The organism is Pseudoalteromonas nigrifaciens (assembly GCF_002221505.1).
GTDB lineage: Bacteria > Pseudomonadota > Gammaproteobacteria > Enterobacterales > Alteromonadaceae > Pseudoalteromonas > Pseudoalteromonas nigrifaciens.
This window is the reverse complement of the sequence record NZ_CP011036.1, coordinates 147,598-172,288: the sequence shown is the minus strand read 5'-3', so window position 1 is coordinate 172,288 and position 24,691 is coordinate 147,598. Positions and strand designations below refer to the sequence as shown.

The window sequence follows — 24,691 nt, the reverse complement described above, 5'->3', positions numbered from 1 at the left end:
TAATTAATGAAGTTAATAGAGAACATTCCGCTATTTAAACAGATGGAAATTATCAACCGTTTAGGATTTTTTAAAGAATTTAGCCTTAACGAGCGCCAAATACTTTTAGAGTCGTTTGGTTTATTATATTTAGTGCGCGAAAATTCATTTTTATTTAAACAGCACGACAACGATAAGCGCCTATTTATAGTACTTAGCGGTGCATTAATAGTGTTTAAGCACAACCATTTATTAGAGCTCGGTACTATACGTCCTGGGGAGTTTATTGGTGAAGGCGCTTTTATTAATAACCGCGCACGCAGCATTAGCGCACGTGCTAAAACGGATGCAATTGTGCTTGCTATTACCTCTGATGCCCTTACTCGCTTACCCAATGTAATACGCGAAAAAATTAAAGATCGAATAATTGAAGGTATGAGCTTACGTATTGCCAAGTTGAGCGAACACATAGAAAACCATGGTTAGATTTGTATACGCACTTTGATGCAAAAATAGTGACTTCACTTTATACTAGCGTTAATGCGTTACCCCACCGAGAGCAAACATGAACGAAGAATATATAGAAATTGAACTAGAAGAAGAGCCGATTGAGCTGTGTAAATTATTAAAAGTACTAAATTTAGTAGAAGGCGGCGGCCAAGCAAAAAACTTAATTGCTGAAGGTTATGTGGGTGTTAACCATGAAATTTGTACAATTAAACGGAAAAAACTATACAGTGGCGACATACTAGAATTTGATGGTGAGCTTTTTCAACTTGCATTAACCGAAGATGCAACACCGGTAGAGCGACCTGCCGAGCAGCCGCAATCTGAGCCAAGCCAAGCAGCACCGCAGCCAGCGAGTCAGCCTGCAAAAAATAAACGTAAGCGTACTAAAAAACCTAAAGTAGATGAAAAAACCGGTCGTCGCCCTATTTCATTCGGTTAAATTATAGTCTTTTTTTGATTTTTTATTTATAAAACCAGCCAGCTTGTATAGTTGGCTTTTTTGATCTTTAATTACCTCACTAACTATAAAAAAAGTAAGGTAATTAAATGCTTGCACACCCCCCTCCTAAGTGGTTAAAACCACTCGCATGGGTAGCGCTTATATGGAACTTATGCGGCGTTATTGCCTTCGCACTACAAATGCTGATGACACCTGAAGTAATTAGCAAAATGCCTATAGATCAGCAAGCTGCATATTCTAACATTCCCGTTTGGTCAACCATTGCATTTGCTATTGCAGTCTTTGGCGGCACGCTTGGCAGTGCTTTATTGCTCGCTAAAAAGTCATTTTCACTGCCCGTATTTACCGTGTCGTTAATGGCTATTTTAATCCAACAGTATTACAATTTTATTGTTATTAACAGCGTTGAAATAATGGGATCTAGTGCGGTATTTATGCCACTGTTTGTGGTAGTAATTGCCATATTGCTACTTTGCGTTAGCTTTAAAGGCAAACAGCAAGGCTGGTTGTATGCAAATTAAAAATATCTTTTGGGTAAGTCTAGCTGGCTCCCTTGAATTAAAAACTTTCAGCATCATCTCTATTGTAATGGCTGTTTAAAAATCACGCTTTAAACACTGTTTTTTATCTTGGTATACACTTTGCAATTCACAAACTATAAAAGGTCACTCTACACAACACTTATCTAATAACAAAAGGGGCAAATAATGAATAATAGTTTCAAAACCCAGCAGCAACTTACCGTTAATGGTGAGCAGTTTCATATTCACTCTCTTAAAGGCCTTGGCGACAAAGCCAAACGCTTACCTTTTTCTTTAAAAATACTACTCGAAAACCTACTTCGTAACGAAGACGGCGAAAACATTAAAGAACAAGACATTCAAGCCCTATTAGATTGGGACCCTCAAGCTAAGCCCTCTGCTGAAGTAGCGTTTACGCCTGCCCGTGTTGTGATGCAAGACTTTACCGGTGTACCTGCCATTGTCGATTTAGCGGCAATGCGCGATGCGATGGAAAAACTAGGCGGCGATCCAGCAAAAATTAACCCGCTTTCTCCTGCTGAACTTGTTATTGACCATTCTGTGCAAGTAGATGGCTATGGTAACGAGGGTGCGTTTGACTTAAACGCCAAGCTTGAATATGACCGTAATAAAGAGCGTTATGAATTTTTACGTTGGGGCCAAACTGCCTTCGATAACTTAAAAGTTGTCCCTCCAGCAACCGGTATTGTGCACCAAGTAAATTTAGAGTATTTAGCGCGCGTTGTTTTTAATGATGAACGTAATGGCCAAAAGTACGCGTACCCAGACACTTTAGTGGGTACCGATTCGCACACCACTATGATTAACGGCTTAGGCGTACTTGGCTGGGGCGTAGGCGGCATTGAAGCCGAAGCCGCTATGCTTGGCCAACCTATTAGCTTATTAATACCTCAGGTTGTAGGGGTTAAATTAAACGGCCGTTTACCAGAGGGCACCACAGCTACCGACTTAGTACTTACCGTTACCGAAATGCTACGTAACCATGGTGTCGTAGGTAAATTTGTAGAGTTTTATGGTGATGGCCTTGCCGACTTACCACTTGCCGATAGAGCAACAATTGCCAACATGGCGCCAGAATATGGTGCTACATGTGGTATTTTCCCGATTGATGACGAAACCATTAACTATCTGCGTTTAACCAACCGCGATGAGAAACAGCTTAAACTTATTGAAGATTATGCTAAGCATCAAGGCTTATGGCGTAACGATGGCGATGAAGCTAATTACACCGATAAACTTGAACTGATATTAGATGACGTAGTACCAAGCCTTGCTGGCCCTAAACGCCCACAGGATAGAATATCACTTGATAAAGCTGGCGAAGCAATTAGTCAGCATTTAAAAGAGTTTCAAGACGAGCGTTTAGCAAAAATTAGCAGCAGTGATACAGAGCAAGCACGTATCGAAAGCGAAGGCCCTGTAACTAATCCTGACGAATCAAGCAATGAAGCGCCGTTTATAGGCGCAGCAAAAGTAAACTTTAAAGGCCAAGAGTTCGAACTAAAAGATGGTGCCTGTGTTATTGCCGCAATCACTAGTTGTACAAACACCTCTAACCCCAGTGTTATTTTAGCGGCTGGCTTAGTTGCTAAAAAAGCCAAGCAATTAGGGGTTAATGTAAAACCTTGGGTTAAAACATCACTTGCTCCTGGCTCTAAGGTCGTTACTGACTACTTAGAAAAAGCAGGGCTAATGGACGATTTAGAAAGCCTAGGCTTTAACTTAGTTGGCTATGGTTGTACAACGTGTATTGGTAACTCAGGCCCGCTGGCTCCTGAAATTTCAGATGCTATTCAAAAGCACAAACTGGTTGTGAGCTCAATTTTATCGGGTAACCGTAACTTTGAAGGGCGTATTCACCAAGATGTTAAAATGAACTTTTTAGCATCTCCTCCGCTTGTTGTAGCATACGCCATTGCGGGCAGAACCGATATTGACGTATATAACGAACCACTGGCACAAGATGCTAACGGTAACGATATTTACCTTAAAAACATTTGGCCAAGTGTTAAAGAAGTAAGCGATTTAGTTAAGGAAACGGTAACCAGAGAAATGTTCGAAAAAAATTATGCTAACGTATACGAAGGCGATAGCCGTTGGCAAAAAATTCAAATACCTGATGGGAAACTTTACGATTGGGATGATGCATCAACCTATATTAAAAAAGCACCCTTTTTTGATGGTATGAGTATTGAGCCTCCGGGTATTCCAACCATTACCGGCGCACGTTGTTTAGCAAAACTAGGTGACTCGGTTACTACGGATCATATTTCGCCAGCCGGTGCTATTAAAGCAGACTCACCAGCAGGGTTATATTTACAAGATAACAAAGTAGTACAAGCGCAGTTTAACTCCTATGGTTCGCGTCGTGGTAACCACGAAGTAATGATGCGCGGTACATTTGCTAATATTAGGCTTAAAAACCTCCTTGCACCCGGTACTGAAGGCGGTGTTACCCGCACGCAACCTGATGATGAGCTTGCCAGTATTTATGATGCCGCCATGGAATATCAAAAGAACGATACGCCATTGGTTATTTTAGCTGGTAAAGAATATGGTACCGGCTCATCTCGTGACTGGGCAGCGAAAGGCTCGCTACTGTTAGGTGTTAAAGCTGTAATAGCACAAAGCTATGAGCGTATTCATCGCTCTAACCTTATTGGTATGGGAGTTTTACCGCTACAGTTTAAAGATGGCGAAAGTCATGAGTCGCTAGGTTTAACCGGCCAAGAGCAGTTTGATATTGAAGGCTTGTTTGATAAAACCAAGGAAGTTAGCGTTATTGCAACTAATAGTGAAGGTAAAAAAGTAAGCTTTAGTGCCGATGTACGTATTGATACGCCAAAAGAGTGGGATTACTACAAACACGGTGGCATTTTACAGTATGTACTTCGTAATATGCTCGATTAACTAATAGCAACTTAAACTTACGCCTAAAATTTAATCATAGCCTAACAATTTTGTTAGGCTTTTTTATGCGCGTCAGTTGCGATAAATCAAGGTAATGCTTTAAAAACACCCTACACTAGTAAGACTATTAGTGAGGGCGCTATGTCACAAATCATAATTATTAGGCTACTTAAAATATCAATTATACTTGGGTTATGCCTAATTGTGACTGGTCATGCGTTAATTGTATCAAGCTACTTTACTCGCCAGCATGGTATTAACGGCATAATTACAGCGGCAGCCTGCATTGCTATTGGCGTATTATTATCGTTACCCACTAAAATTTATTTAACTATTTTACTTATGGAAGCAGAAAAGCGTTATTTAAAAGCGCATAGCCATAAACACAAATAATGAATAATTAAAAACCGTTTAAATCATTTAATTGTTTAGTACGTTGCTCTAATTTTTGTTTTGCTTTTTCAGCGTCATCAAACACCTTTTTAATTGATACTGGATCATAAACTGTAGGTGTAGCTGAAGTGTTATTTACTGCCGAGGATTTGGAACTGCCCGATAAAATAGCCGTATCTTGGGCAACCACCACGTTAATATCTTTAGGGTCTAGTTTTACTTCAACACTTTTACCATTAGGGTGAGGCGTATCTGAAAAATGCCATTGGCCTTGCCGATCTTGCCACTTAAATATTTTACTGCGGGTTGTTGAGGGTGTGTTCGACACGCTACTAACGGCTTGCTCAAACGTATTGCTGGTAAACGAGATTATTTTATCTTTAATTTGCTGAGATTCGTTGATCACAACAGATGTACTAAGCCATGTTTCTCCGTTTGGCTTTTTTAAATAAAATAGAGAAATAACAGCAATAATCATTACTGACACTGCTAAATAGGTAAAGTATTTCATAGCCTTCCTGCTTAAAATTAATCCTTTATTCGGCCAAGTTTAATAAAAAGCAATCAATCAGGCAATCCTTTTGTGTAAGTAAAAAACGCAGCCAAGGCTGCGTTTTATTAAATATTGAGCGAGATAATCAATAATATTAAATACCGTCACCATCCATGTGCAGTCCACATTCTCGGTTTAAACCAAAAAAGCGAGTTTCTTCCTCTGTCATTCCTGGTTCCAACTTACGTGTTGTATGTACGTCCCCCATCGACACATAACCTTGTTCCCATAATGGGTGGTAAGGTAAATCATGCTTAGTCAGGTACTGATACACGTCGCGGTTAGACCATTCAATAATCGGGTACACTTTAACGGTACCACGGCTTATTTCTACAAACTGTTTATCAGCACGTGTAGATGATTGATCGCGACGCAAACCACTAAACCACGTGCCCGCTTCTATCTCTTTAAGTGCGCGGGTCATCGGCTCAACTTTATTAAGCTGGTTATATTGCTTAATACCGTCCTCACCTTGCTCCCACAACTTGCCAAACTTAGCTTCTTGCCATGCTGGGCTTAGCTGCGCTCTATACACCTTTAAGTTTAGTGATAAACGCTCACTCATTTGTTCAATAAACTGATACGTTTCAGGAAATAGATAGCCTGTATCGGTTAATACAACGGGAATATCTGGACGTTGTGAGGTCATTAAATGCAGCATTACTGCCGCTTGAATACCAAAGCTAGATGATAAAAAAGCCGTATTAGGCAAGTTATCAAGCGCCCATGAAACACGCTGTTCTGCGCTCATATTCGCTAGCAAACCATTAGCATCAGCTAACATAGCCGCCTGGCTTTGTTTATCTAGCTGTAAAATGTTTTTAAATTCACTCATGGTAAATTCCAAACCTCACCAGCGCCAAAGCGCTGGTATTTAATTAAGCGTGAAAATCGGTTACTGATACTTTTACTTCAGCAACTATGCCTTTGCGTATAACAAAGTCACCAAAACACTCACCTTCGTTACGCTCATTAACCCATTGACCAATTAATTCATCAAAAGCAGCTAAATACACGTCTTCACCCACATTTTCTAAATATAATTTAGGAATACGTGTGCCTTCAAGGTTACCGCCTAGATACACATTATATTTACCCGGACCTTTCCCAACCAATCCCGCTTCGGCTAACATGGCACGCCCACAACCATTGGGGCAACCCACAACGCGCATAATAATACTGTCATTCGGCACACCATGCTTGGCTAACAGTGCTTCTATTTTTTCAACCAAACTAGGTAAATAACGCTCAGCTTCAGCCATAGCTAATGGGCATGTTGGCAGTGCCACACACGCCATAGAATTTTTACGTTGTTCGGTGTCTTTATCGTCAATTAAACCATGGTTACGGGCAATTTCTTCAATCACGGCTTTTTGATTTGCAGCTACACCAGCAATAATTAAGTTTTGGTTTGCCGTCATGCGCATGTCACCTTGGTGAACTTCTGCTATTTTACGACAGCCTGTTTTTAGTGGTTTGTCTGGATAATCTAAAATACGCCCACTTTGAATAAATAATGTTAAGTGATGTTTGCCATCTATACCTTCAACCCAACCTATACGATCGCCTCGGTGAGTAAATTTATAAGGACGACTTGAAGCAAACTCAACACCCGCACGTTTCTCTACTTCCGCTTTAAATACATCAACGCCTACTCGATCTAATGTGTATTTTGTTTTAGCATTTTTGCGATTTGAACGATTACCCCAATCGCGCTGTACCGACACCACATGCTCGGCAATTTTTAACGTATGTTCTAGTGGAATAAAACCAAAGTCGTCTGCTTTACGTGGGTAGGTTGCTGTATCGCCATGTGTCATGGCAAGGCCACCACCGACAAGTACGTTAAAGCCAATTAATTTACCATTTTCGGCAATAGCTACAAAGTTTAAATCATTGGCGTGCACATCCACTTCATTATTCGGCGGAATTGTTACCGTTGTTTTAAACTTACGCGGTAAGTAATTAGAACCTAAAATTGGCTCTTCTGTGGTTTCTGCTTTTTCACCATTAAGCCAAATTTCGGCGTAAGCCTTGGTTTTTGGTAATAGGTGCTCTGAAATTTTTGCAGCCCACTCATACGCTTCTTGATGCAGCTCTGACTCAACCGGATTAGTAGTACACAACACATTTCGATTAACATCGCCTGCGGTAGCAATAGAGTCAATTCCAACGCTATCCAGTAATTGGTGCATGCCTTTAATATTAGGCTTTAATACACCATGAAACTGAAACGTTTGACGCGTAGTTAAACGGATACTGCCATAGCTGGTTTTTTCTTCTGCAAATTTATCTATGGCTAACCATTGCTCAGGCTTAATAATACCGCCAGGCATACGCGCACGTAACATTACGTTGTGTAATGGTTCAAGCTTTTGCTTAGCGCGCTCACCACGAATATCGCGGTCATCTTGCTGGTACATACCGTGAAACCGAATTAACTGGAAGTTATCAGCGGTAAAACCACCGGTGATCTCATCTTTTAAATCTGTTGCTATAGTGCCACGTAAAAAATTACTTTCTCGTTTCATGCGCTCGTTATCAGAAAGCTTTACGTTTTTATCTTGTTCGCTCATGTTTAATCCTAAATTAGTGACAGTGACGGCTGCTTTAAATATTTAATTTTAGTAAACGTCTTTCTGATAGCGGTTTGCGCTGCGTAAATCTTTTAAATACTGCTGAGCATCTTCATCGCTCTTACCGGTATTTTCTTTAATAATTTCGAGTAATGCTTGGTGTACATCTTTTGCCATATGATTAGCGTCGCCACACACATAAAAATGTGCGCCGGCTTCAAGCCACTCAAAAATAGCTTTGCTGTTACTACGTAACTTATCTTGCACATACACTTTTTCGGCTTGGTCGCGGCTAAATGCAACATCTACTTTGCTTAGTAAACCCGACTTTAAGTAACCTTGAATTTCAACTTGGTATAAAAAGTCTTGAGTAAAATGTGGATTGCCAAAAAACAGCCAGTTTTTACCTGATGCGCCGCGCGCATCACGCTCTTGTAAAAAGGCGCGAAACGGTGCTATTCCCGTACCAGGGCCAACCATAATTATTGGTGTTTCATCATTCGTTGGTAAACGAAAATTATCGTTATGCTCACTAAATACCTTAACTTTACAGCCTTCCTCAGCACGGCGCGCTAAATAGCCCGAACAACCGCCCAAATGCTCGCTACCAAAAGTATTAAACTCAACCAATGCTACGGTTAAATGTACCTCGTCTTCAACCTCGCTTTGGCTAGAGGCAATTGAATATAAACGTGCTTGTAATTTACGCAGGCAATCGACGAGTGTTTGCGCGTCGAGCTTAGCCGGGTTTTGTGCAACCACATCAAATATTTGGCGCGGTTCAATGTATTCATGCATTGCCGCTTTATCTTCAACCAGTTTTAATAGTTGTGGTGTGCCTGTAGCTATTGCATATTTTTCCACAAAGCCAGGGTACGACTGCGTTAATTCAAGTTTTTCAATCAGTGCATCGCGAATACTTAGCTGTTCATCTGCAACTTTTACTAAACTAGCTGCATCAATTTGCGTGTGTGTAAGCAACTCATCAACACGGGCTTCGTCATTTAAAAAATACACACCTAATGAATCACCTGGTATATAACTAATGTCTGAGCCTTCAAGCGAAATTTCTACGTGGCGGACATCTTTAGTTGAGTCGCGACCTGTAATTTTTTGCACTAAACCTAGTTCTGCGGCAAACGGGTTTTGCTTAGTATATTGACTTGCCACGGTAGTTGACCCAGCAAACGACATTGCAATAACTTGACCACCTGAGCTACCTTGCTGTGCTTTTAAATCGGGTTCAAAGGCATCCAATGCACCAGTGATCCAAGTTGCCGCTTCGTCATCGTAATCTACATCTAAATCGGCGCGTTGATAAATTGTTTCTGCGCCGAGTTTATTTAACCGCTGCTCAAAGTCTTTTGCTGTTTGGCAAAAAAATTCATAGCTCGAATCCCCTAAGCCAATCACGGCTACCTTCACTCCATCTAACTTAGGCGCTTTTTTAGTGGTTAAAAATTCGTGCAAAGCCTCTGCATCTTCTGGTGGCTCACCTTCGCCGTAAGTTGCAACAACCACAGTTATAAACTTTTCTTTTTTTAGTGCAGTTGGTTTGTAATCGGCCATGTTCACTAGCTTTACGGCTAAACCGCGTGACTCTGCTTGTGCTTTTAACTTAGCAGCTACACCCTTTGCATTACCTGTTTGCGAGCCATATAAAATAGTTAATGCAACTGCCTCACCAGCATTTGGAGCTGCGCCCACTGCACCGCCTAAGGCCGCCGTATTAGCATTTGCAGCAAGATAGCCGCTAACCCATGCTTGTTGAATTGGATTAAGCTCAGCCACTAAACCTTGCAGCTTTTGTACTTGCTCTTGCGATAGCGGACTTGCCGCAGCGTTTAGTTGACCTAGCAACATGAATCAATTCCCCGTAACCCTAAAAGTTAAACACAACGTACTGTTATACGTCGTTCAAAATGAGTTTTACCTCACCCAGAGACTATCTGTTGAGGTTTACTGAGCTTGTAGGATAGCGGGCAATGCAGAGTTAAAAAAAGAACAGAATCAACTTTGATATTCTATTTAGTTATTAACTTCAGTAAATATAGTTAAAAACAGATTAAGGAATGGGTTTTCGAAGGATAAAAGGGGCTATTTGTGCCTGAGCTTTATTGAGTAGATAAATATTGTTGTTATGTATAAATACCACAACCATAAAAGAGCGCTAAATTAACTCTGAGTTGCTGATTGCTTGCAGCTCAAACTCGCAGCTTCGTAAAAACAAAAAGCCCCAGCAAATAAATGCCGGGGCTTTTTATAAAACAGACTTAATTAAAAATTAAGCTTGTTTTGGACGTTCAATAACTGCTACGAATGTCCAAGATTTACTCTTAGAAATTGGAGCACATTCACGGATAGTAACTACGTCACCAGCCTGAACTTCATTATTTTCGTCATGTACGTGTAGCTTAGTCGTGCGTCGAATGAATTTCCCATAAATTGGGTGCTTCACATAACGTGCGATAGCAATAGTGAAAGATTTTTCCATCTTGTCGCTAATTACACGGCCTTGAAGAGTACGAATTTTATCGCTCATTATTGACCTGCCTTCTGGTTAATAACTGTTTTTACACGCGCGATATCGCGGCGTACTGTTCTTAGCGTGTGTGTCTGAGCTAACTGACCAGTGCTTGCTTGCATGCGCATATTAAATTGCTCACGAAGAAGTCCTAGAAGTTCAGTATTAAGCTCTTCTACGCTTTTATCTTTTAGTTCGCTAGCTTTCATCACATTACCGTCCGAGTTACGAAAGTTGTTTTGAATGGCAATTTACGAGCAGCAAGGTCAAACGCTTCACGAGCAAGCTCTTCTGAAACACCTTCCATTTCGTAAAGTACTTTACCAGGCTGAATTTCAGCAACCCAATACTCAACAGAACCTTTACCTTTACCCATACGAACTTCAAGCGGTTTGTTCGTGATTGGCTTGTCTGGGAAAACACGGATCCAGATTTTACCTTGACGTTTCACGTGACGCGTCATGGCACGACGAGCTGCTTCGATTTGACGAGCAGTCATGCGGCCACGGCCAGTAGCTTTCAAACCGAAAGTACCGAAGCTTACTTTGTTACCGTTTTGCGCTAGACCACGGTTGCGACCTTTGTGCGTTTTACGGAATTTTGTACGTTTTGGCTGTAACATTACTCGCTACCTCTACTTAGCACTTTTTTTGGCTTTCTTTGGTGCGCGTTTAGCTGGCTTCTCTTGCTCTTGTACTAGTGGTAAACCACCAATAACTTCGCCTTTGAAGATCCAAACTTTAACACCAATGATACCATAAGTGGTTAAGGCCTCAGAAGTTGCGTAGTCGATATCAGCACGAAGAGTATGTAGAGGTACACGACCTTCACGATACCACTCTGTACGTGCGATTTCTGCGCCGCCAAGACGACCGCTAACTTCAACTTTAATCCCTTTAGAACCGATGCGCATTGCATTTTGTACCGAACGCTTCATAGCGCGACGGAACATAACACGACGCTCTAGTTGAGAGGCAATGCCGTCTGCTACTAGTTGTGCATCTAGTTCTGGTTTACGTACTTCAGAAATATTAATCTGAGCAGGTACACCAGCGATTTTAGTTACCGCTTGACGTAATTTTTCTACGTCTTCGCCTTTTTTACCGATAACAACACCCGGACGAGCCGTGTGGATTGTTACGCGGATTGATTTTGCTGGACGCTCAATAACGATTTTAGACACAGAAGCCGTTTTCAATTCCTTTGTAAGGAATGTACGTACTTTGTGATCGCCAAAAAGCTGTGCAGAGAAATCTTTTGAACTCGCGTACCAGGTAGAAACCCAAGGTTTAGATATACCTAGGCGAATACCAGTAGGATGAACTTTTTGTCCCATTACTTATATCTCCTAGCTATCTGAAACCATAACAGTGATATGGCTTGTACGCTTAAGGATGCGGTCTGCGCGTCCTTTAGCACGTGGCATAATACGTTTCATTGTAGGACCATCGTCCACAAAGATCGTTGTTATACGAAGCTCATCAATGTCAGCACCTTCGTTATGCTCTGCGTTAGCAATAGCAGACTCAAGTACTTTCTTTACTAATACAGCCGCTTTTTTCGGGCTGTACGCCAGGATTTCTAGTGCGCGATCAACCGGTAGTCCGCGGATCTGATCTGCAACTAGACGTGCTTTTTGCGCCGAACCAGAGGCGAATTTATGTTTAGCTAATGCTTGCATTTATCTTCCCCTCTTATCGTTTCTTCGCTTTCTTATCCGCAGCATGGCCACGGTAAGTGCGAGTTGGTGCAAATTCACCTAGTTTGTGACCGATCATTTCGTCTGTGATAAACACAGGAACGTGCTGACGACCATTATGGACAGCGATGGTCAATCCGATCATGTTAGGTATGATCATTGAACGACGGCTCCAAGTTTTAATTGGCTTCTTGTCTCCGCTTTCCAACGCTTTCTCTACCTTCTTCAGCAAGTGTAGGTCTATAAAAGGACCCTTCTTGAGAGAACGTGGCATGGCTATTCCTCAACTATTATTTAGTACGACGACGTACGATAAACTTATCAGTACGCTTGTTCTTACGTGTCTTAGCACCTTTAGTCGGCTTACCCCATGGAGACACAGGATGACGACCACCAGATGTACGACCTTCACCACCACCGTGTGGGTGATCTACCGGGTTCATGGCAACACCACGAACTGTCGGACGGATACCACGCCAGCGATTTGCACCTGCTTTACCAAGTGAACGAAGCATATGCTCAGCATTGCCTACTTCACCTAGAGTCGCACGACAATCAGCTTCAACTTTACGTACTTCGCCTGAACGAAGACGTAATGTTACATACTGACCATCACGAGCAAGGATTTGAACGTATGCACCAGCAGAACGTGCGATTTGAGCACCTTTACCTGGTTTTAATTCTACGTTGTGAACAGTCGAACCTACAGGCATATTACGCATTGGTAATGCATTACCAGGTTTGATTGGTGCATCAACACCAGACTGGATTGCATCGCCAGCTTTTAAGCCTTTTGGTGCGATAATGTAACGACGCTCACCGTCTGCATATAATACAAGAGCGATGTTTGCGCTACGATTTGGATCGTATTCTAAACGTTCAACAGTGGCTGGAATGCCATCTTTAGTACGTTTAAAATCGATTAAACGGTAATGTTGCTTATGACCACCACCGATATGACGAACCGTAATACGACCATTGTTATTACGACCACCTGATTTAGAGTTTTTCTCTAATAGTGGTGCGTACGGCTTACCCTTATGTAAATCAGAGTTAACCACTTTAACTAAGTGACGACGGCCCGCAGAAGTAGGCTTACACTTTTGAAGTGCCATAATTCTATCCCCTTATTACTCGGCGCCGCCGACAAAGTCTAGCTCGCTACCTTCTTTAAGAGTAACGTAAGCTTTTTTCCAGTCGTTACGACGACCGAAACGTGCGCCAGTACGTTTTGTTTTACCCTTAACGTTAAGTGTGCGAACACCCGTTACTTCTACTTCAAAAAGCTTCTCAACTGCTGCTTTAACTTCAGCTTTAGTTGAATCTTTTGCTACTTTAAAAACAATAGTATTGTTTTCTTCAGCAGCAATAGTGCTTTTTTCAGAGATATGTGGAGCAACGATCACTTTTAAAAGACGTTCTTCGCGAATCATGCTAGCGCCTCCTCAAGTTGCTTAACAGCAGCGGCTGTAATAAGTACCTTGTCGAAAGCAATTAAGCTTACAGGATCGATACCAGCTACATCACGCGTGTCAACCTTATAAAGGTTACGTGCCGATAAGAAAAGATTTTCATCTACTTCTTCAGTCACGATAAGAACATCTTTAAGCTCAAGTTCTTTAAGCTTAGCAACTAGTTCTTTAGTTTTTGGTGCTGCTAGAGCAAAACTTTCAACAACGATTAAACGCTCTTGACGAACTAATTCAGATAAGATGCTTTTAATCGCACCGCGGTACATTTTACGGTTTACTTTTTGGCTATGATCCTGTGGTTTAGCTGCAAAGCTAACGCCACCTGAACGCCAAATTGGGCTACGAATCGTACCAGCACGTGCTCGGCCAGTACCTTTTTGAGCCCATGGCTTTTTACCACCACCGCTTACTTCAGAACGTGTCTTCTGAGCACGAGTACCTTGACGAGCACCTGCTGCGTATGCAACAACTACTTGATGTACTAATGCTTCGTTAAACTCACGTCCAAAAGTAGCTTCAGAAACTTCAAGACCGCCAGAAGCGTCTTTAATTGCTAATTCCATCACTAAATCTCCAGGACTTATGCTTTAACAGCTGGTTTAACGATAACGTCACCGCCGATAGCGCCAGGTACTGCACCTTTAACTAAAAGCAAATTACGCTCAGCGTCAACGCGAACTAGTTCTAAGTTTTGAGTCGTTACACGCTCAGCACCCATATGACCGGCCATTTTCTTACCTTTAAACACCTTACCAGGTGATTGGTTTTGACCGATTGAACCAGGAGCACGGTGAGATAGAGAGTTACCATGTGTAGCGTCTTGCATGCTGAAATTCCAGCGCTTAACACCACCTTGGAAACCTTTACCTTTAGAAGTACCGGTTACGTCAACCTTGTTGATTTCGTTGAATAATTCAACAGTAAGCTCAGCGCCTACTTCAAAATCGCCTTCACCACCATTTAGGCGGAATTCCCACAGACCGCGACCCGCTTCAACACCAGCTTTAGCGAAATGACCCGCTGAAGCTTTGTTTACACGACTTGCTTTTTTAGTGCCTGCGGTTACTTGAAGCGCGTTATAACCGTCTGTTGCTTCAGATTTAATCTGAGCAATGCGGTTAGGTGTCGCTTCAATAACTGTCACAGGGATAGATACACCATCTTCAGTGAAGATTCGTGTCATACCCACTTTACGACCGACTAGACCTAATGCCATTTTCCTAAAACCTCTCTAATCTTCCGATTAACCCAGGCTGATTTGAACATCTACACCAGCAGCAAGATCTAAACGCATAAGAGCGTCAACAGTCTTGTCAGTTGGTTCAACGATGTCGATCAGACGTTTATGGGTGCGGATCTCGTACTGATCACGCGCGTCTTTATTAACGTGCGGTGATGTTAGTACAGTAAAACGTTCAAAGCGTGTAGGTAGTGGAATTGGTCCACGTACTTGTGCGCCAGTGCGTTTCGCAGTTTCCACGATTTCCGCCGTTGATTGGTCAATCAAACGGTGGTCAAAAGCTTTTAGGCGAATACGAATGCGTTGATTTGACATTCTTAACCTCAATATAAAGAGCATTTAAAAGAGCATAAAAAAACGACCGAAACAATCTTAAATATTAAGATGTCGGTTGTTAGATTATATCTACGTTGAGTTCCAAATCGGAACTCCTGTTTATTAGCTAGAAATCCTAGCTTAATTTATCCTTCCAAGTTCCCTTGGGAATTTTGAAAGCCTGCGTATTATAATTACATTGGTGATAAATGCAACAGCTAATTAGTAAATAATTACAGCCTGCTGGTTGCTCAAATATACTGCAACCTATTATAGAGCAGCTACAATCAAGTGTAATGCATATATATTAAGCCATAACGTACTGACTAATCGGCAACGCAAATTAAAGGCTTTTTTAGATCTTATGTTATCATATGCGCCAATTTTGCTTTTATATACCCAAATTATATGGGTAATTACTCTCTATATGGTGAGTCGATGCGTATTGTAAATTATTGCTTAAATGTTTTATCAGCTGGAGTAAGCCGCTTACTTGTAAGAAGTAAGGTACTGCCAGAAAAGCCGACTGAACAATATGAATTAAACTCTAAAAACCCTACCTTTTATATTGTACGCTTAAACTCTCGCTTTGACTTAGCGGCGCTTGCTCGGGTATGTAAACGCCATGGATTACCCGACCCTAGAGAACAACAAGTATTAGGCACACAACGCTTAGACCGCTTTATAGGGATTGAAAACCCACCACCATTAATTGGTGATATAGCAAAGCCAACTAATGCACTGGCGCAAGGCAAACAAATTATTGACCACTTATTAAGTAGTGGTCAAAAAGATGTGCAGGTTATTCCTGTTACTATTTTATGGGGCCGAGCACCCGGCAAAGAAAAGCCCGGACTTAGCACGCTCATAACACACTCATTAACACCAAGTTGGTTTAGAAAGTTATTTGTGGTGCTGTTTTCTGGCCGAGATAACTTTATCCGCTTTAGCCAACCGCTCGACTTATCGCTTTTAGTAGACGAAAAAGCGGATGTTAACGAGCTACCACAAAAACTATTAAGAGTAGCCCGCGTGCACTTTCGCCGCCAAAAACTTGCCGCAACAGGCCCTAAAATGCCATCGCGCGAGCAGCTATTTAACTCATTATTAGCCTCTCCAACGATAAAAAAAGCCATACAAGACGAAGCAAAGGCTAAAAACATTAGCCAAGCGCAAGCACGTCAAAATGCGGTTAAGTTACTTAATGAAATAGCGGCTAACTATTCAGAGGCGATGATACGCGTAGCTGAGCGTTTTTTAACTTGGCTGTGGAATAAGCTATATAACGGTATAGATATAAAATACACAGAGCAAATTCATGAGCTGACTAATAAAGGCCACGAAATTATTTATATGCCGTGCCATCGCAGCCATATGGATTACTTACTACTTACTTATGCTATTTATCATCAAGGTTTAGTACCACCACATATAGCCGCGGGTATTAACCTTAACTTTTTCCCGGCAGGCGGGATCTTTCGCCGCTCGGGCGCATTTTTTATTCGCCGTTCATTTGCCGGTAATAAGCTTTACTCTGCGGTATTTAAAGAATATTTAAGCCAGTTATTTATTAAAGGTTACTCTGTTAAATTTTATACCGAAGGCGGACGTAGCCGCACCGGGCGCTTGCTGCCGCCTAAAACGGGTATGTTAGCAATGACCATGCAAGCAATGCTGCGTGGTATTGACCGCCCTATTTCTATTGTGCCGGTATATATTGGTTACGAGCACGTTATGGAAATTAACACTTACCTTAAAGAACTCGCTGGAAATGATAAAAAAGGTGAGTCTATCTTTGGGATTTTTAAAGCGATTAAAAACCTTAAAAACTATGGCCGAGGTTATTTAAACTTTGGTGACCCTATTTCTATAAACCAATACTTAAATGACAACCAACCCAATTGGCGTGACGACATACATCCTACCGATGTACAAAAACCGCAGTGGTTAGGCCCACAAGTAGCAAACCTAGCCGACCAAGTTATGGTTAAAATTAACAATGCAGCGGCACTTAATGCGGTTAATTTATTAGCGATGATTTTACTGGTAAACGACAAGCATGCACTGAGTAAGCCAAAACTTTTAGCGCAACTTGATTTTTACTTACGCTTACAACGCGACGCCAGCTACAGTAATAAAGTAACAGCTCCAGAGGAAACGCCAGAGCAACTGTTAACGCATGCATTAAAGCTTAATAAGTTTGATGTGATAAGTGATGAATTTGGCGAAATTATCGCGATTAACGATAAAGAAAAAACACTCTTTAATTATTATCGTAATAATATTTTACATCTTTTTGCCGTACCAAGTTTAATTGCACTGCATTTGTTTAGAGAAAAAACCACAACAGTTTCAAAGTGTCAGCAGCTAATTGCGGCGTTTTATCCGCTGTTTGCTAAAGAATGGTATTTACGAGAGCTAGATGAGGATTACATTACGCGTATTTTGGCTAATTTTGTCGATCAAAACTTAATAGAACTTGATGGCGATAACATTCATATAACCAATACCAACGACTGTTTGGCTAAATTAGATATGTTAGGTAAAGCACTAAACTTTACGTTGCAGCGTTATGCCATTGTGATTGGCTTTATACAAACTAGCAACGGCATTGAAAAAGCGGAGTTAGAGCGAGAAAGCCAAGTGCTAGCACAACGCTTAGGTACTTTGCATGGGATTAAAACCCCAGAGTTTTTTGATAAAAAGGTGCTGGTCAGCTTTATTGATAATTTACGCGCACAGTCTTTAATTACCGATGGTGATGCGGGCTTAATAGGCAGCGTGCAATTATGTGAAACTTATATGCATCTTAAAGCATTATTGCCAGCACGTGTTTGGCAGTCAATTAGCGATATAGTACAAGGTCAGTGTAAATAAAGCCTTAGTTTTGAGTGAGTGCAACGCCGCTTACTTACTTGTTTAAATGTAGGTGCCGTACAATTTATATGGCACCTACTACCCTTTGTTACTAGTGCGTAAGTTAGCGCTGACGCATAACCCCTTCTTGCATTGTTGAGGCAATTAAGTTGCCTTGGCGGTCAAAAAATTGCCCTCTTACTAACCCTCGACCAGAACTTGCACTTGGGCTGTCAACTGAGTATAAAATCCAATCATCCATTCTAAATGGTCGATGAAACCACATTGCATGGTCAATCGTGGCAACTTGCATATTAGGTTGCATAAAAGACACACCATGCGGCTGCAAAGCAGTTGGTAAAAATTCAAAATCAGACGCGTACGCTAATAAGTAATTATGAATACGTTGATCGTCTGGCATTTCACCGTTAGCTTTAAACCAAATGTGCTTAACTGGCTCCATTGCTTCAGGTTTAAATGGGTTATGAAAGGTCACCGGACGTATTTCTATTGGCATTTCACTAATAAATTGATTGCGTATAGCTGCGGGTATTTGCTCGGCGTTTTCTTTATAAAACTCTAACGATGAACGCAGCTCTTCGGGTAAAGGTACGTCAGGCATAGTCGCCTGATGCGATAATCCTTCTTCAGCTCCTTGAAAAGACGCTGTCATGTAAAAAATAGGCTTACCGTACTGAATAGCACTAACCCGACGAGTGCTAAAGCTTTTACCATCGCGAATAGCTTCTACATCATACACAATAGGCTTAGTGGCATCGCCTGGGCGTAAAAAGTAAGAGTGGAGTGAATGTACAATACGCCCCTCTGGTAGCGTTTCTTTTGCAGCAGATAGCGCTTGGCCCATAACTTGGCCGCCAAATACAGCACCAAAACCTAAATCTTGGCTTTGCCCTCGATACAAACCTTGCTCAATTTCTTCAAGTGTTAACAACGACAATAAATCATCTAATACTTGGCTCATTATTACTTCCTCAATTCTCTAATACCCAAATGATACTATACAATAGAGGGATGTAAATCATTCTACGAGTCCTGATATGGCGTATTGGCTATTTAAAACTGAACCCGATGCATTTTCGATTGACGATCTTAAAAATGCACAAAATCAAACCACACTTTGGGAAGGGGTACGTAATTACCAAGCACGTAACTTTATGCGCGACGAGGTAAAAGTAGGTGACCTAGTAATGATTTACCATTCTAGCTGCAAGCTCGTAGGCGTAGTAGGTATTGCTGTAGTAACAAAAGCAGCTTACCCAGATCCAACTCAGTTTGATTTAAGTAGTGATTATTATGATGCTAAAGCCACCAGCGACAATCCTCGCTGGGTAGTAGTAGAAGTAACTTATCAATCTCATTTAAACTCTCTGGTTAGCTTAAAAGAAATAAAAGCTAACCCTCGCATCACCGACATAGCGCTTAAAAAAGGCGGGCGATTGTCAATAATGCCCGTAACCAAAAGTGATTGGCAAATAATCACCCACATGGCTGAGGAGTAAAATATTTTACTATTTAACCTGAGCCTAGTTATTTAAAAAGCGGTAAATTTAGTTACCGGCTAATTTATAAGTAAAGCAATCCTCTATGCAACAGGTATAACTCTCTGACACTAATACAAAAGTACGTTTGTTTTTCTTATCTATGGTAATTTGCTATAATTCGCCGCTTGTTTTTGTGGAGGAAAAATGAAGTTACTGTATTGGTTAGATGAGTGGTTAACCCTTTCGTGTGATGAGCAGCAAGCCAAACTGCCAATGTCTGGGGGAGATTTACTTGGCGATGTATATGTTAAGTACGACTTTATTGATATTAATAAGCCCCTACTATTTACCTTTTCGCCTGCTGGTACTGATGTGCAGGAGCAAGACCTTCACGCAGACTTCGCGCCCTGGGGTTATCACCTGGCACAAAAACAAAACGTAAATGTGATTGCCTTTCAGCACCTAGGGAAAAGTAATTGGTTTCGTAACCGCAATTTAATTTTTTTTCTGGAACAATTATCCCCACTGCTTACATCTTTTAAGACTCGATTAGGTTATGGCTTAAGCCGTGGTGGCTTTGCGGTTGGTGCTTTTGCAAAATTATTAAAGCTAGATCAGGTATTGCTTTTTCACCCTGTTAGCACTAAAAATAAAAGCTTAGTGCCATGGGACGACCGCTCTAGCACAGATATAGCTCAGCAATATGATTGGGAAGGCAGTTATGCCGATTTAGATTTAGGCAACGCCCAAGGCTATATTATTTACGACCCCACTAATCGTATTGATCGACTACATGCCAAGCGCTATAAGCAACTTAACCATTTACGGGTATTTGGTATGGGTCACGGCACTCACGCCACTTACTTAAACAAGTTTGGTTTTTATAAGCAAGTAGCTGTGGACTTTATGCGCCATCAACAAATTGATATTGCGCAGTTTCGCCTGCAAACTAAAACCTTACGCTTTAAAGAGGACTATTACAAAAGGCTCAATAAAGCGAATAAAAAATCGGCGCATCGCCTAGAATTACTAAGTACTGCACATAATATTTTGATAGACGAAAAAACAGCTCACGTACAGGAGCATCAAGCTAGCATTGATATTCAGCCACTTATTGATGTAGCGCTTAAACATCAAGAGCAGCACCCCGATGATGCCATCCAATTACTCGAAGTCGCCAAGCAATTAGCGCCAAACGACCCTCTTGTGAAGCACAAACTGAAAGAGCTTGAATAGTACTAAAATTTAAACTAGCGGCCTGCAATACTATTAATACCACTGCGGCAACTACTTCCTATTGCCAAAAAGCCTTATATTTAAGGCTTTTTATTTTGCCTTTTTTTACGCCCATGTTTAGGCACTATGGCTAAATACATAATAAGCCCTAACCACGAAAAAAATACAATGCCAATTAACCAAGCATTTTTTTCGTGGCCTTGAGTACGCTTACTATTGAGTACAATAACCACAGGTAAAATATAGGCAATTAAAAGAATGATTAAAAATATAACTTCGTTCATGCTTTTGCCAAAGCCGGCCAGTCAACCTCACGACTTAATACTCGCTCTACTGCTATGTAGTGCAAAATGTCGCCGGCGTTAATTTTATAATCAAGTGGCGGATTTAAATCCATATTTTGTGCACTTAAATTGTGTGCCACACCAAGTAAAATAGCATCATGCTGATGTTTAAAATGATGAAACAAAGTACCAAACTCCATCTCTTTGCTTTGCTCTGGAATGGCTAAGCTAAACTGCGTATCGCCATGTAAAATTGATAGTAGCTCTTCGTGCACTCGGCTCGAACCTGGATCTTGCATTGAACGTACGAGTATTTCTGCCGATTTAACACTGCTGCATTCTACATTTTGGCAATGCTCTAATAGCATATCTACTTTTGTTTCATCTAAAAAATGCGCGCTTATATGGCAATCATCTTTAACTAAACGGCTAATGCGCAATGCGGTAGTAAAGGTTTGATCGTCGTCTTGGCCGTCAATAATCACTTTATCGGCGTAGCTTATAGCTACACGTTTTAGCTCCTCTAAATCGGTAAAGCTACTTAACCGCACAAAGTCGACACTTTCGTTACTTAAAAATGGGTGCTCCATTTGCTCAGTTACTGCAAGTAAAATACGCCGTTCGGTACGTTTAGTGTCGGCCAGAATGTAATCAATCATTTTTTTAGTACGGGTATCGTGCCAACCAAAAATAATAATATGGTTGCTACTGTGAGCAAAGTTTTTATCACCAGTCATAGCGCGCCTAATTAAGTAAGTTATTGTTTGCCCTGTTTTGCCTAACAGAACGCCAAATAAAGCTAAACCAAAAGGTATTTGTATTAAAGCCACCACCCAACGCCCTAAATCTGTGGTTGGGCTAAAATCGCCATACCCTACGGTTGAAGTGGTTACCGTGTAATAATAAAAAAAGGTTGTTAGGGAGGTGAGTGCTTGCTCATTTGCTATATATAACAATCCCCATGTTAAAAGCATATGAGTCAAAATAGCCAGTGCCACTGCTTGCCAACTCAACTGATCTATATGAGCCCGTACAAGTAACACTAGCCTTTTAAATATCACCGGCATAATACAAAGTCTTAGTTAGTAAATTATCTATAAACAACACGTTACTTTATGCTATTGGTTTAAGCAATATTTTCACTATTCTCATTTAAACATAACGCCCATAAGACTAAATGCGGTTTGCCAATTAATGTTTTTCGTGATTAATTACCCTGCAAATAATACTAACAACAGTCCTAGTTATGCTTAATAAAATAGCCACTCCCTTTACCAAGCTCGTTGAGCGCTACCTGCCTGATCCCTTTATATTTGTAATACTGCTAAGTGTTATTACCTTAGTTATCGCTAGCGTGTTTACTCCAACAACCGGTATTGAAGTACTGCAAGCGTGGGGCGATGGTTTTTGGAACTTACTTAGCTTTGCAATGCAAATGCTGCTGGTGTTAATTACCGGCTATATGTTGGCAAGCACTCCACCTATTAGTAAGTTACTAGAAAAGCTCGCCACCTTTGCTAACACTGCACCAAAAGCAATTATATTAGTAACGCTTATTTCACTACTCGCTAGTTGGCTTAACTGGGGGTTTGGCTTAGTTATTGGCGCGTTATTTGCCAAAGCCATTGCTAAACACACCCGAGTTGATTACCGCTTATTAGTTGCCAGCGCCTACTCAGGTTTTGTAGTGTGGCATGGCGGGTTAGCAGGCTCAATTCCATTGACGATAGCCACCGATGGGCACTTTTTGCAATCAAGCATGGGGATTATTAGCACTGAGCAAACGCTATTTGCTGGCTTTAATATTGCCATACTAGTAGGGTTATTTATTATTATGCCGCTAGTTAACCGTTACATGCTACCAAGCGCCCAGGAAAGTGTTTACATAGACCCCGCACTATTAAAAAGTACCTCCCCTGCAATAATTAATATTACCAGGCCAGCCCAACACTTAGAGCAAAGTAAATTGCTTGGTATTACAATTGGCGTATTGGGGTTAACTTATTTAGGTTATTACTTTTTAGTTGCCGGCGGCGGTTTAAACTTAAATAGCGTAATTGCGTTGTTTTTGTTTTTAGCTATAACCTTACATCAAACACCGCATAACTTACTCAATAGCTTACAACAGGCAATTCCTAGTGGTGCTGGTATTGTTATTCAATTTCCGTTTTATGCCGGCATTATGGCGGTAATGGTTGATAGTGGCCTAGCACAGCAAATATCAAGCGGTTTTATTGCCATAGCGGATGCAGACAGTTTGCCATTTTTTAGTTTTATAAGTGCCGGGTTAGTTAATATGTTTGTGCCTTCGGGCGGCGGACAATGGGCGGTACAAGCGCCAATTGTAATACCCGCAGCGCAAGCGCTTGGCGCTGACATCTCACGAGTTGCAATGGCAGTAGCCTGGGGAGATGCCTGGACTAACTTAATTCAACCTTTTTGGGCATTACCTGTACTTGCTATAGCAGGCCTAAAAGCCAAAGACATTATGGGATTTTGTGTAGTGCAGTTGTTTGTAACTGGAGTATTTATATCCTTAATGTTGAGCTTTTATTAACTGTATAAAAATAATGTATTAAGCAGGACTGCAATTACAGCCCTGCTTTTAAATACGATTAGCTCGATAATATTTTCATTGGCAAGCTTAAAATGGGGTTTTCTGAGTCTGCAAAATGCATCATTACGGCTATATGCCCGGCAACCACCAGCGCATACATCACCGCTGAAAAACCTTGGCCATACTTATCAAGTGGCATTAAATGTGAAGTGTGTCTGCCGCGCCATTCAAATACAATTTCCAGCGCACCAATAAACAAAAAGAACACCAACAACATTAAACCAAAGGTGTAACTGAGCCATAAACCAAACAGTACTCCCAATAAACACACACTTAAACCGACCCATGAGCGCATAGAAAAGCTAATACTTTTTAATACATGGCCACCATCAAGCGGTAAAATAGGCAGTAAATTAAATAAGTTAAGTAAAGCGCTAAGCACAGCAACACCGGCAAATATTTCCATTTCGGTAGCGTAGTACAACACTAAACTTAATACTGACGTTATAAGCCCAAACGCGGGGCCCATTAAAGAAATCACTACATCTTGCCAACGCGTGGTAATTTTATCATCACTTACTGCAAGCCCGCCTACAAACGGAATTAAATAAATGCCTTTGGTTTTAATGCCAAAATATTGCATGGCACGCACATGGCCGTATTCATGCACCACTAAGCAAGCAATAAGCATAAGTGCAAACTCAATACTGAATAACCAGGCATAGCCGGCAACTGACGCTCCCGCTAACACCACCTTAATTACTTTGGCACTTTTAAATAGCTTAAAACCAAGTGCGGCCAATCCTAGCCAGCCTTTTTTAGTTTCACCGCCAGTAGCTGCAGGTAAAGCAAGTTGCGTAGCAAACTCATCGTTTACAAACAACGAAATACTCTGCTCATTTACCAATGAGCTATCAATACCTATTAGTTTGTTATCAAAAGTAAATTGATAATAGTTGTCGCGGGGATTATCAAAAGTAATAGCTTGTTGACTATGAAATATCTGCACAACTTTTTGCCCAGAAACCATAAGTGTAAAGGGCTGATCGGCTAACTTAAGTTCTATTCTTATCATAATTAAAA

The 24,691-nt window shown here is 41.1% G+C and carries 28 protein-coding genes; 9 read left to right on the top strand and 19 right to left on the bottom strand.

Features of this window, described 5'->3' with window-relative positions:
- Positions 1 to 6 precede the first annotated feature (6 nt).
- The 5 genes from PNIG_RS00835 to PNIG_RS00815 all read left to right on the top strand — a co-directional run bounded on the left by PNIG_RS00835 (position 7) and on the right by PNIG_RS00815 (position 4,794).
- Positions 7 to 465 (top strand): Crp/Fnr family transcriptional regulator, encoded by a 459-nt coding sequence (locus PNIG_RS00835; protein ID WP_011326881.1) that lies wholly within the window; start codon positions 7 to 9, stop codon positions 463 to 465.
- 79 nt (positions 466 to 544) lie between these two features.
- Entirely contained in the window at positions 545 to 928 is a 384-nt protein-coding gene (locus tag PNIG_RS00830; RefSeq protein ID WP_011326880.1) for an RNA-binding S4 domain-containing protein, read from the top strand.
- A 107-nt stretch (positions 929 to 1,035) separates the two neighbouring features.
- Entirely contained in the window at positions 1,036 to 1,470 is a 435-nt protein-coding gene (locus PNIG_RS00825) for a hypothetical protein (RefSeq protein WP_089367572.1), read from the top strand.
- Positions 1,471 to 1,656: 186 nt separating this feature from the next.
- Positions 1,657 to 4,401 carry an aconitate hydratase AcnA gene (gene acnA, locus PNIG_RS00820; RefSeq protein WP_089367571.1) on the top strand — a complete coding sequence of 915 codons (2,745 nt, stop codon included), beginning with the start codon at positions 1,657 to 1,659 and terminating at the stop codon, positions 4,399 to 4,401.
- A 141-nt stretch (positions 4,402 to 4,542) separates the two neighbouring features.
- The gene (locus PNIG_RS00815) at positions 4,543 to 4,794 is read left to right on the top strand and encodes a hypothetical protein (RefSeq protein WP_089367570.1); all 252 of its coding nucleotides are present in this window, start codon (positions 4,543 to 4,545) and stop codon (positions 4,792 to 4,794) included.
- A 7-nt stretch (positions 4,795 to 4,801) separates the two neighbouring features.
- Here the strand turns inward: PNIG_RS00815 and PNIG_RS00810 are convergent, their stop codons facing one another.
- From PNIG_RS00810 to rpsJ, 15 genes are all read right to left on the bottom strand, one after another.
- The gene (locus PNIG_RS00810) at positions 4,802 to 5,305 is read right to left on the bottom strand and encodes a DUF4124 domain-containing protein (protein ID WP_089367569.1); all 504 of its coding nucleotides are present in this window, start codon (positions 5,303 to 5,305) and stop codon (positions 4,802 to 4,804) included.
- Positions 5,306 to 5,441: 136 nt separating this feature from the next.
- Positions 5,442 to 6,182 (bottom strand): phosphoadenylyl-sulfate reductase, encoded by a 741-nt coding sequence (locus tag PNIG_RS00805; protein ID WP_089367568.1) that lies wholly within the window; start codon positions 6,180 to 6,182, stop codon positions 5,442 to 5,444.
- Positions 6,183 to 6,225: 43 nt separating this feature from the next.
- Entirely contained in the window at positions 6,226 to 7,923 is a 1,698-nt protein-coding gene (gene cysI / locus PNIG_RS00800; protein WP_089367567.1) for an assimilatory sulfite reductase (NADPH) hemoprotein subunit, read from the bottom strand.
- A gap of 48 nt (positions 7,924 to 7,971) precedes the next feature.
- Positions 7,972 to 9,786 (bottom strand): assimilatory sulfite reductase (NADPH) flavoprotein subunit, encoded by a 1,815-nt coding sequence (locus tag PNIG_RS00795; RefSeq protein ID WP_089367566.1) that lies wholly within the window; start codon positions 9,784 to 9,786, stop codon positions 7,972 to 7,974.
- Positions 9,787 to 10,207: 421 nt separating this feature from the next.
- Positions 10,208 to 10,465, bottom strand: coding sequence for a 30S ribosomal protein S17 (gene rpsQ, locus PNIG_RS00790; RefSeq protein WP_011326872.1), 258 nt, complete (start codon positions 10,463 to 10,465; stop codon positions 10,208 to 10,210).
- Positions 10,465 to 10,656 (bottom strand): 50S ribosomal protein L29, encoded by a 192-nt coding sequence (gene rpmC, locus PNIG_RS00785; RefSeq protein ID WP_011326871.1) that lies wholly within the window; start codon positions 10,654 to 10,656, stop codon positions 10,465 to 10,467. The genes rpsQ and rpmC overlap by 1 nt, the downstream gene beginning before the upstream one ends.
- Complete coding sequence (gene rplP, locus PNIG_RS00780; RefSeq protein ID WP_011326870.1) at positions 10,656 to 11,069, bottom strand: 50S ribosomal protein L16; 414 nt, start codon at positions 11,067 to 11,069, stop codon at positions 10,656 to 10,658. The genes rpmC and rplP overlap by 1 nt, the downstream gene beginning before the upstream one ends.
- Before the next feature lie 12 nt (positions 11,070 to 11,081).
- On the bottom strand, positions 11,082 to 11,783 hold the full coding sequence (gene rpsC, locus PNIG_RS00775) for a 30S ribosomal protein S3 (protein ID WP_011326869.1): 702 nt from the start codon (positions 11,781 to 11,783) through the stop codon (positions 11,082 to 11,084).
- 12 nt (positions 11,784 to 11,795) lie between these two features.
- Positions 11,796 to 12,128: a 50S ribosomal protein L22 gene (rplV, locus tag PNIG_RS00770; RefSeq protein ID WP_002957892.1), complete on the bottom strand. Its 333-nt coding sequence runs from the start codon at positions 12,126 to 12,128 to the stop codon at positions 11,796 to 11,798.
- 13 nt (positions 12,129 to 12,141) lie between these two features.
- Positions 12,142 to 12,420 (bottom strand): 30S ribosomal protein S19, encoded by a 279-nt coding sequence (gene rpsS, locus PNIG_RS00765; RefSeq protein WP_010376377.1) that lies wholly within the window; start codon positions 12,418 to 12,420, stop codon positions 12,142 to 12,144.
- Positions 12,421 to 12,436: 16 nt separating this feature from the next.
- A complete protein-coding gene (rplB, locus tag PNIG_RS00760) occupies positions 12,437 to 13,261 on the bottom strand; it encodes a 50S ribosomal protein L2 (RefSeq protein WP_011326867.1) in 825 nt (274 codons plus the stop codon).
- Between the two features lie 15 nt (positions 13,262 to 13,276).
- Positions 13,277 to 13,579 carry a 50S ribosomal protein L23 gene (gene rplW / locus PNIG_RS00755; protein WP_011326866.1) on the bottom strand — a complete coding sequence of 101 codons (303 nt, stop codon included), beginning with the start codon at positions 13,577 to 13,579 and terminating at the stop codon, positions 13,277 to 13,279.
- Positions 13,576 to 14,181, bottom strand: coding sequence for a 50S ribosomal protein L4 (rplD, locus tag PNIG_RS00750; protein WP_002957897.1), 606 nt, complete (start codon positions 14,179 to 14,181; stop codon positions 13,576 to 13,578). Before rplD ends, rplW begins: the two co-directional genes overlap by 4 nt.
- Positions 14,182 to 14,198: 17 nt before the next feature.
- Positions 14,199 to 14,834: a 50S ribosomal protein L3 gene (rplC, locus tag PNIG_RS00745; RefSeq protein WP_011326865.1), complete on the bottom strand. Its 636-nt coding sequence runs from the start codon at positions 14,832 to 14,834 to the stop codon at positions 14,199 to 14,201.
- 27 nt (positions 14,835 to 14,861) lie between these two features.
- Positions 14,862 to 15,173 carry a 30S ribosomal protein S10 gene (gene rpsJ / locus PNIG_RS00740; protein ID WP_002957900.1) on the bottom strand — a complete coding sequence of 104 codons (312 nt, stop codon included), beginning with the start codon at positions 15,171 to 15,173 and terminating at the stop codon, positions 14,862 to 14,864.
- Positions 15,174 to 15,611: 438 nt separating this feature from the next.
- On the opposite strand from rpsJ, the gene plsB reads away from it, so the two are divergent.
- Entirely contained in the window at positions 15,612 to 18,050 is a 2,439-nt protein-coding gene (gene plsB / locus PNIG_RS00735) for a glycerol-3-phosphate 1-O-acyltransferase PlsB (protein ID WP_089367565.1), read from the top strand.
- Between the two features lie 103 nt (positions 18,051 to 18,153).
- Here plsB and tesB read toward each other — a convergent pair whose 3' ends face one another.
- Positions 18,154 to 19,011 carry an acyl-CoA thioesterase II gene (tesB, locus tag PNIG_RS00730; protein WP_011326863.1) on the bottom strand — a complete coding sequence of 286 codons (858 nt, stop codon included), beginning with the start codon at positions 19,009 to 19,011 and terminating at the stop codon, positions 18,154 to 18,156.
- 76 nt (positions 19,012 to 19,087) lie between these two features.
- Between tesB and PNIG_RS00725 the strand changes: the two genes are divergently transcribed.
- The gene (locus PNIG_RS00725) at positions 19,088 to 19,549 is read left to right on the top strand and encodes an EVE domain-containing protein (protein WP_089367564.1); all 462 of its coding nucleotides are present in this window, start codon (positions 19,088 to 19,090) and stop codon (positions 19,547 to 19,549) included.
- A gap of 186 nt (positions 19,550 to 19,735) precedes the next feature.
- Positions 19,736 to 20,767 (top strand): hypothetical protein, encoded by a 1,032-nt coding sequence (locus PNIG_RS00720; RefSeq protein WP_011326861.1) that lies wholly within the window; start codon positions 19,736 to 19,738, stop codon positions 20,765 to 20,767.
- Between the two features lie 80 nt (positions 20,768 to 20,847).
- Here the strand turns inward: PNIG_RS00720 and PNIG_RS00715 are convergent, their stop codons facing one another.
- Both PNIG_RS00715 and PNIG_RS00710 read right to left on the bottom strand, forming a co-directional pair.
- Positions 20,848 to 21,051, bottom strand: coding sequence for a PLDc N-terminal domain-containing protein (locus PNIG_RS00715; RefSeq protein ID WP_011326860.1), 204 nt, complete (start codon positions 21,049 to 21,051; stop codon positions 20,848 to 20,850).
- Positions 21,048 to 22,118 (bottom strand): potassium channel family protein, encoded by a 1,071-nt coding sequence (locus PNIG_RS00710; protein ID WP_011326859.1) that lies wholly within the window; start codon positions 22,116 to 22,118, stop codon positions 21,048 to 21,050. Before PNIG_RS00710 ends, PNIG_RS00715 begins: the two co-directional genes overlap by 4 nt.
- A gap of 179 nt (positions 22,119 to 22,297) precedes the next feature.
- Between PNIG_RS00710 and PNIG_RS00705 the strand changes: the two genes are divergently transcribed.
- Entirely contained in the window at positions 22,298 to 23,608 is a 1,311-nt protein-coding gene (locus tag PNIG_RS00705; RefSeq protein ID WP_089367563.1) for a short-chain fatty acid transporter, read from the top strand.
- 58 nt (positions 23,609 to 23,666) lie between these two features.
- Here PNIG_RS00705 and PNIG_RS00700 read toward each other — a convergent pair whose 3' ends face one another.
- Complete coding sequence (locus tag PNIG_RS00700) at positions 23,667 to 24,683, bottom strand: metalloprotease (protein ID WP_011326857.1); 1,017 nt, start codon at positions 24,681 to 24,683, stop codon at positions 23,667 to 23,669.
- Between the last annotated feature and the right edge of the window lie 8 nt (positions 24,684 to 24,691).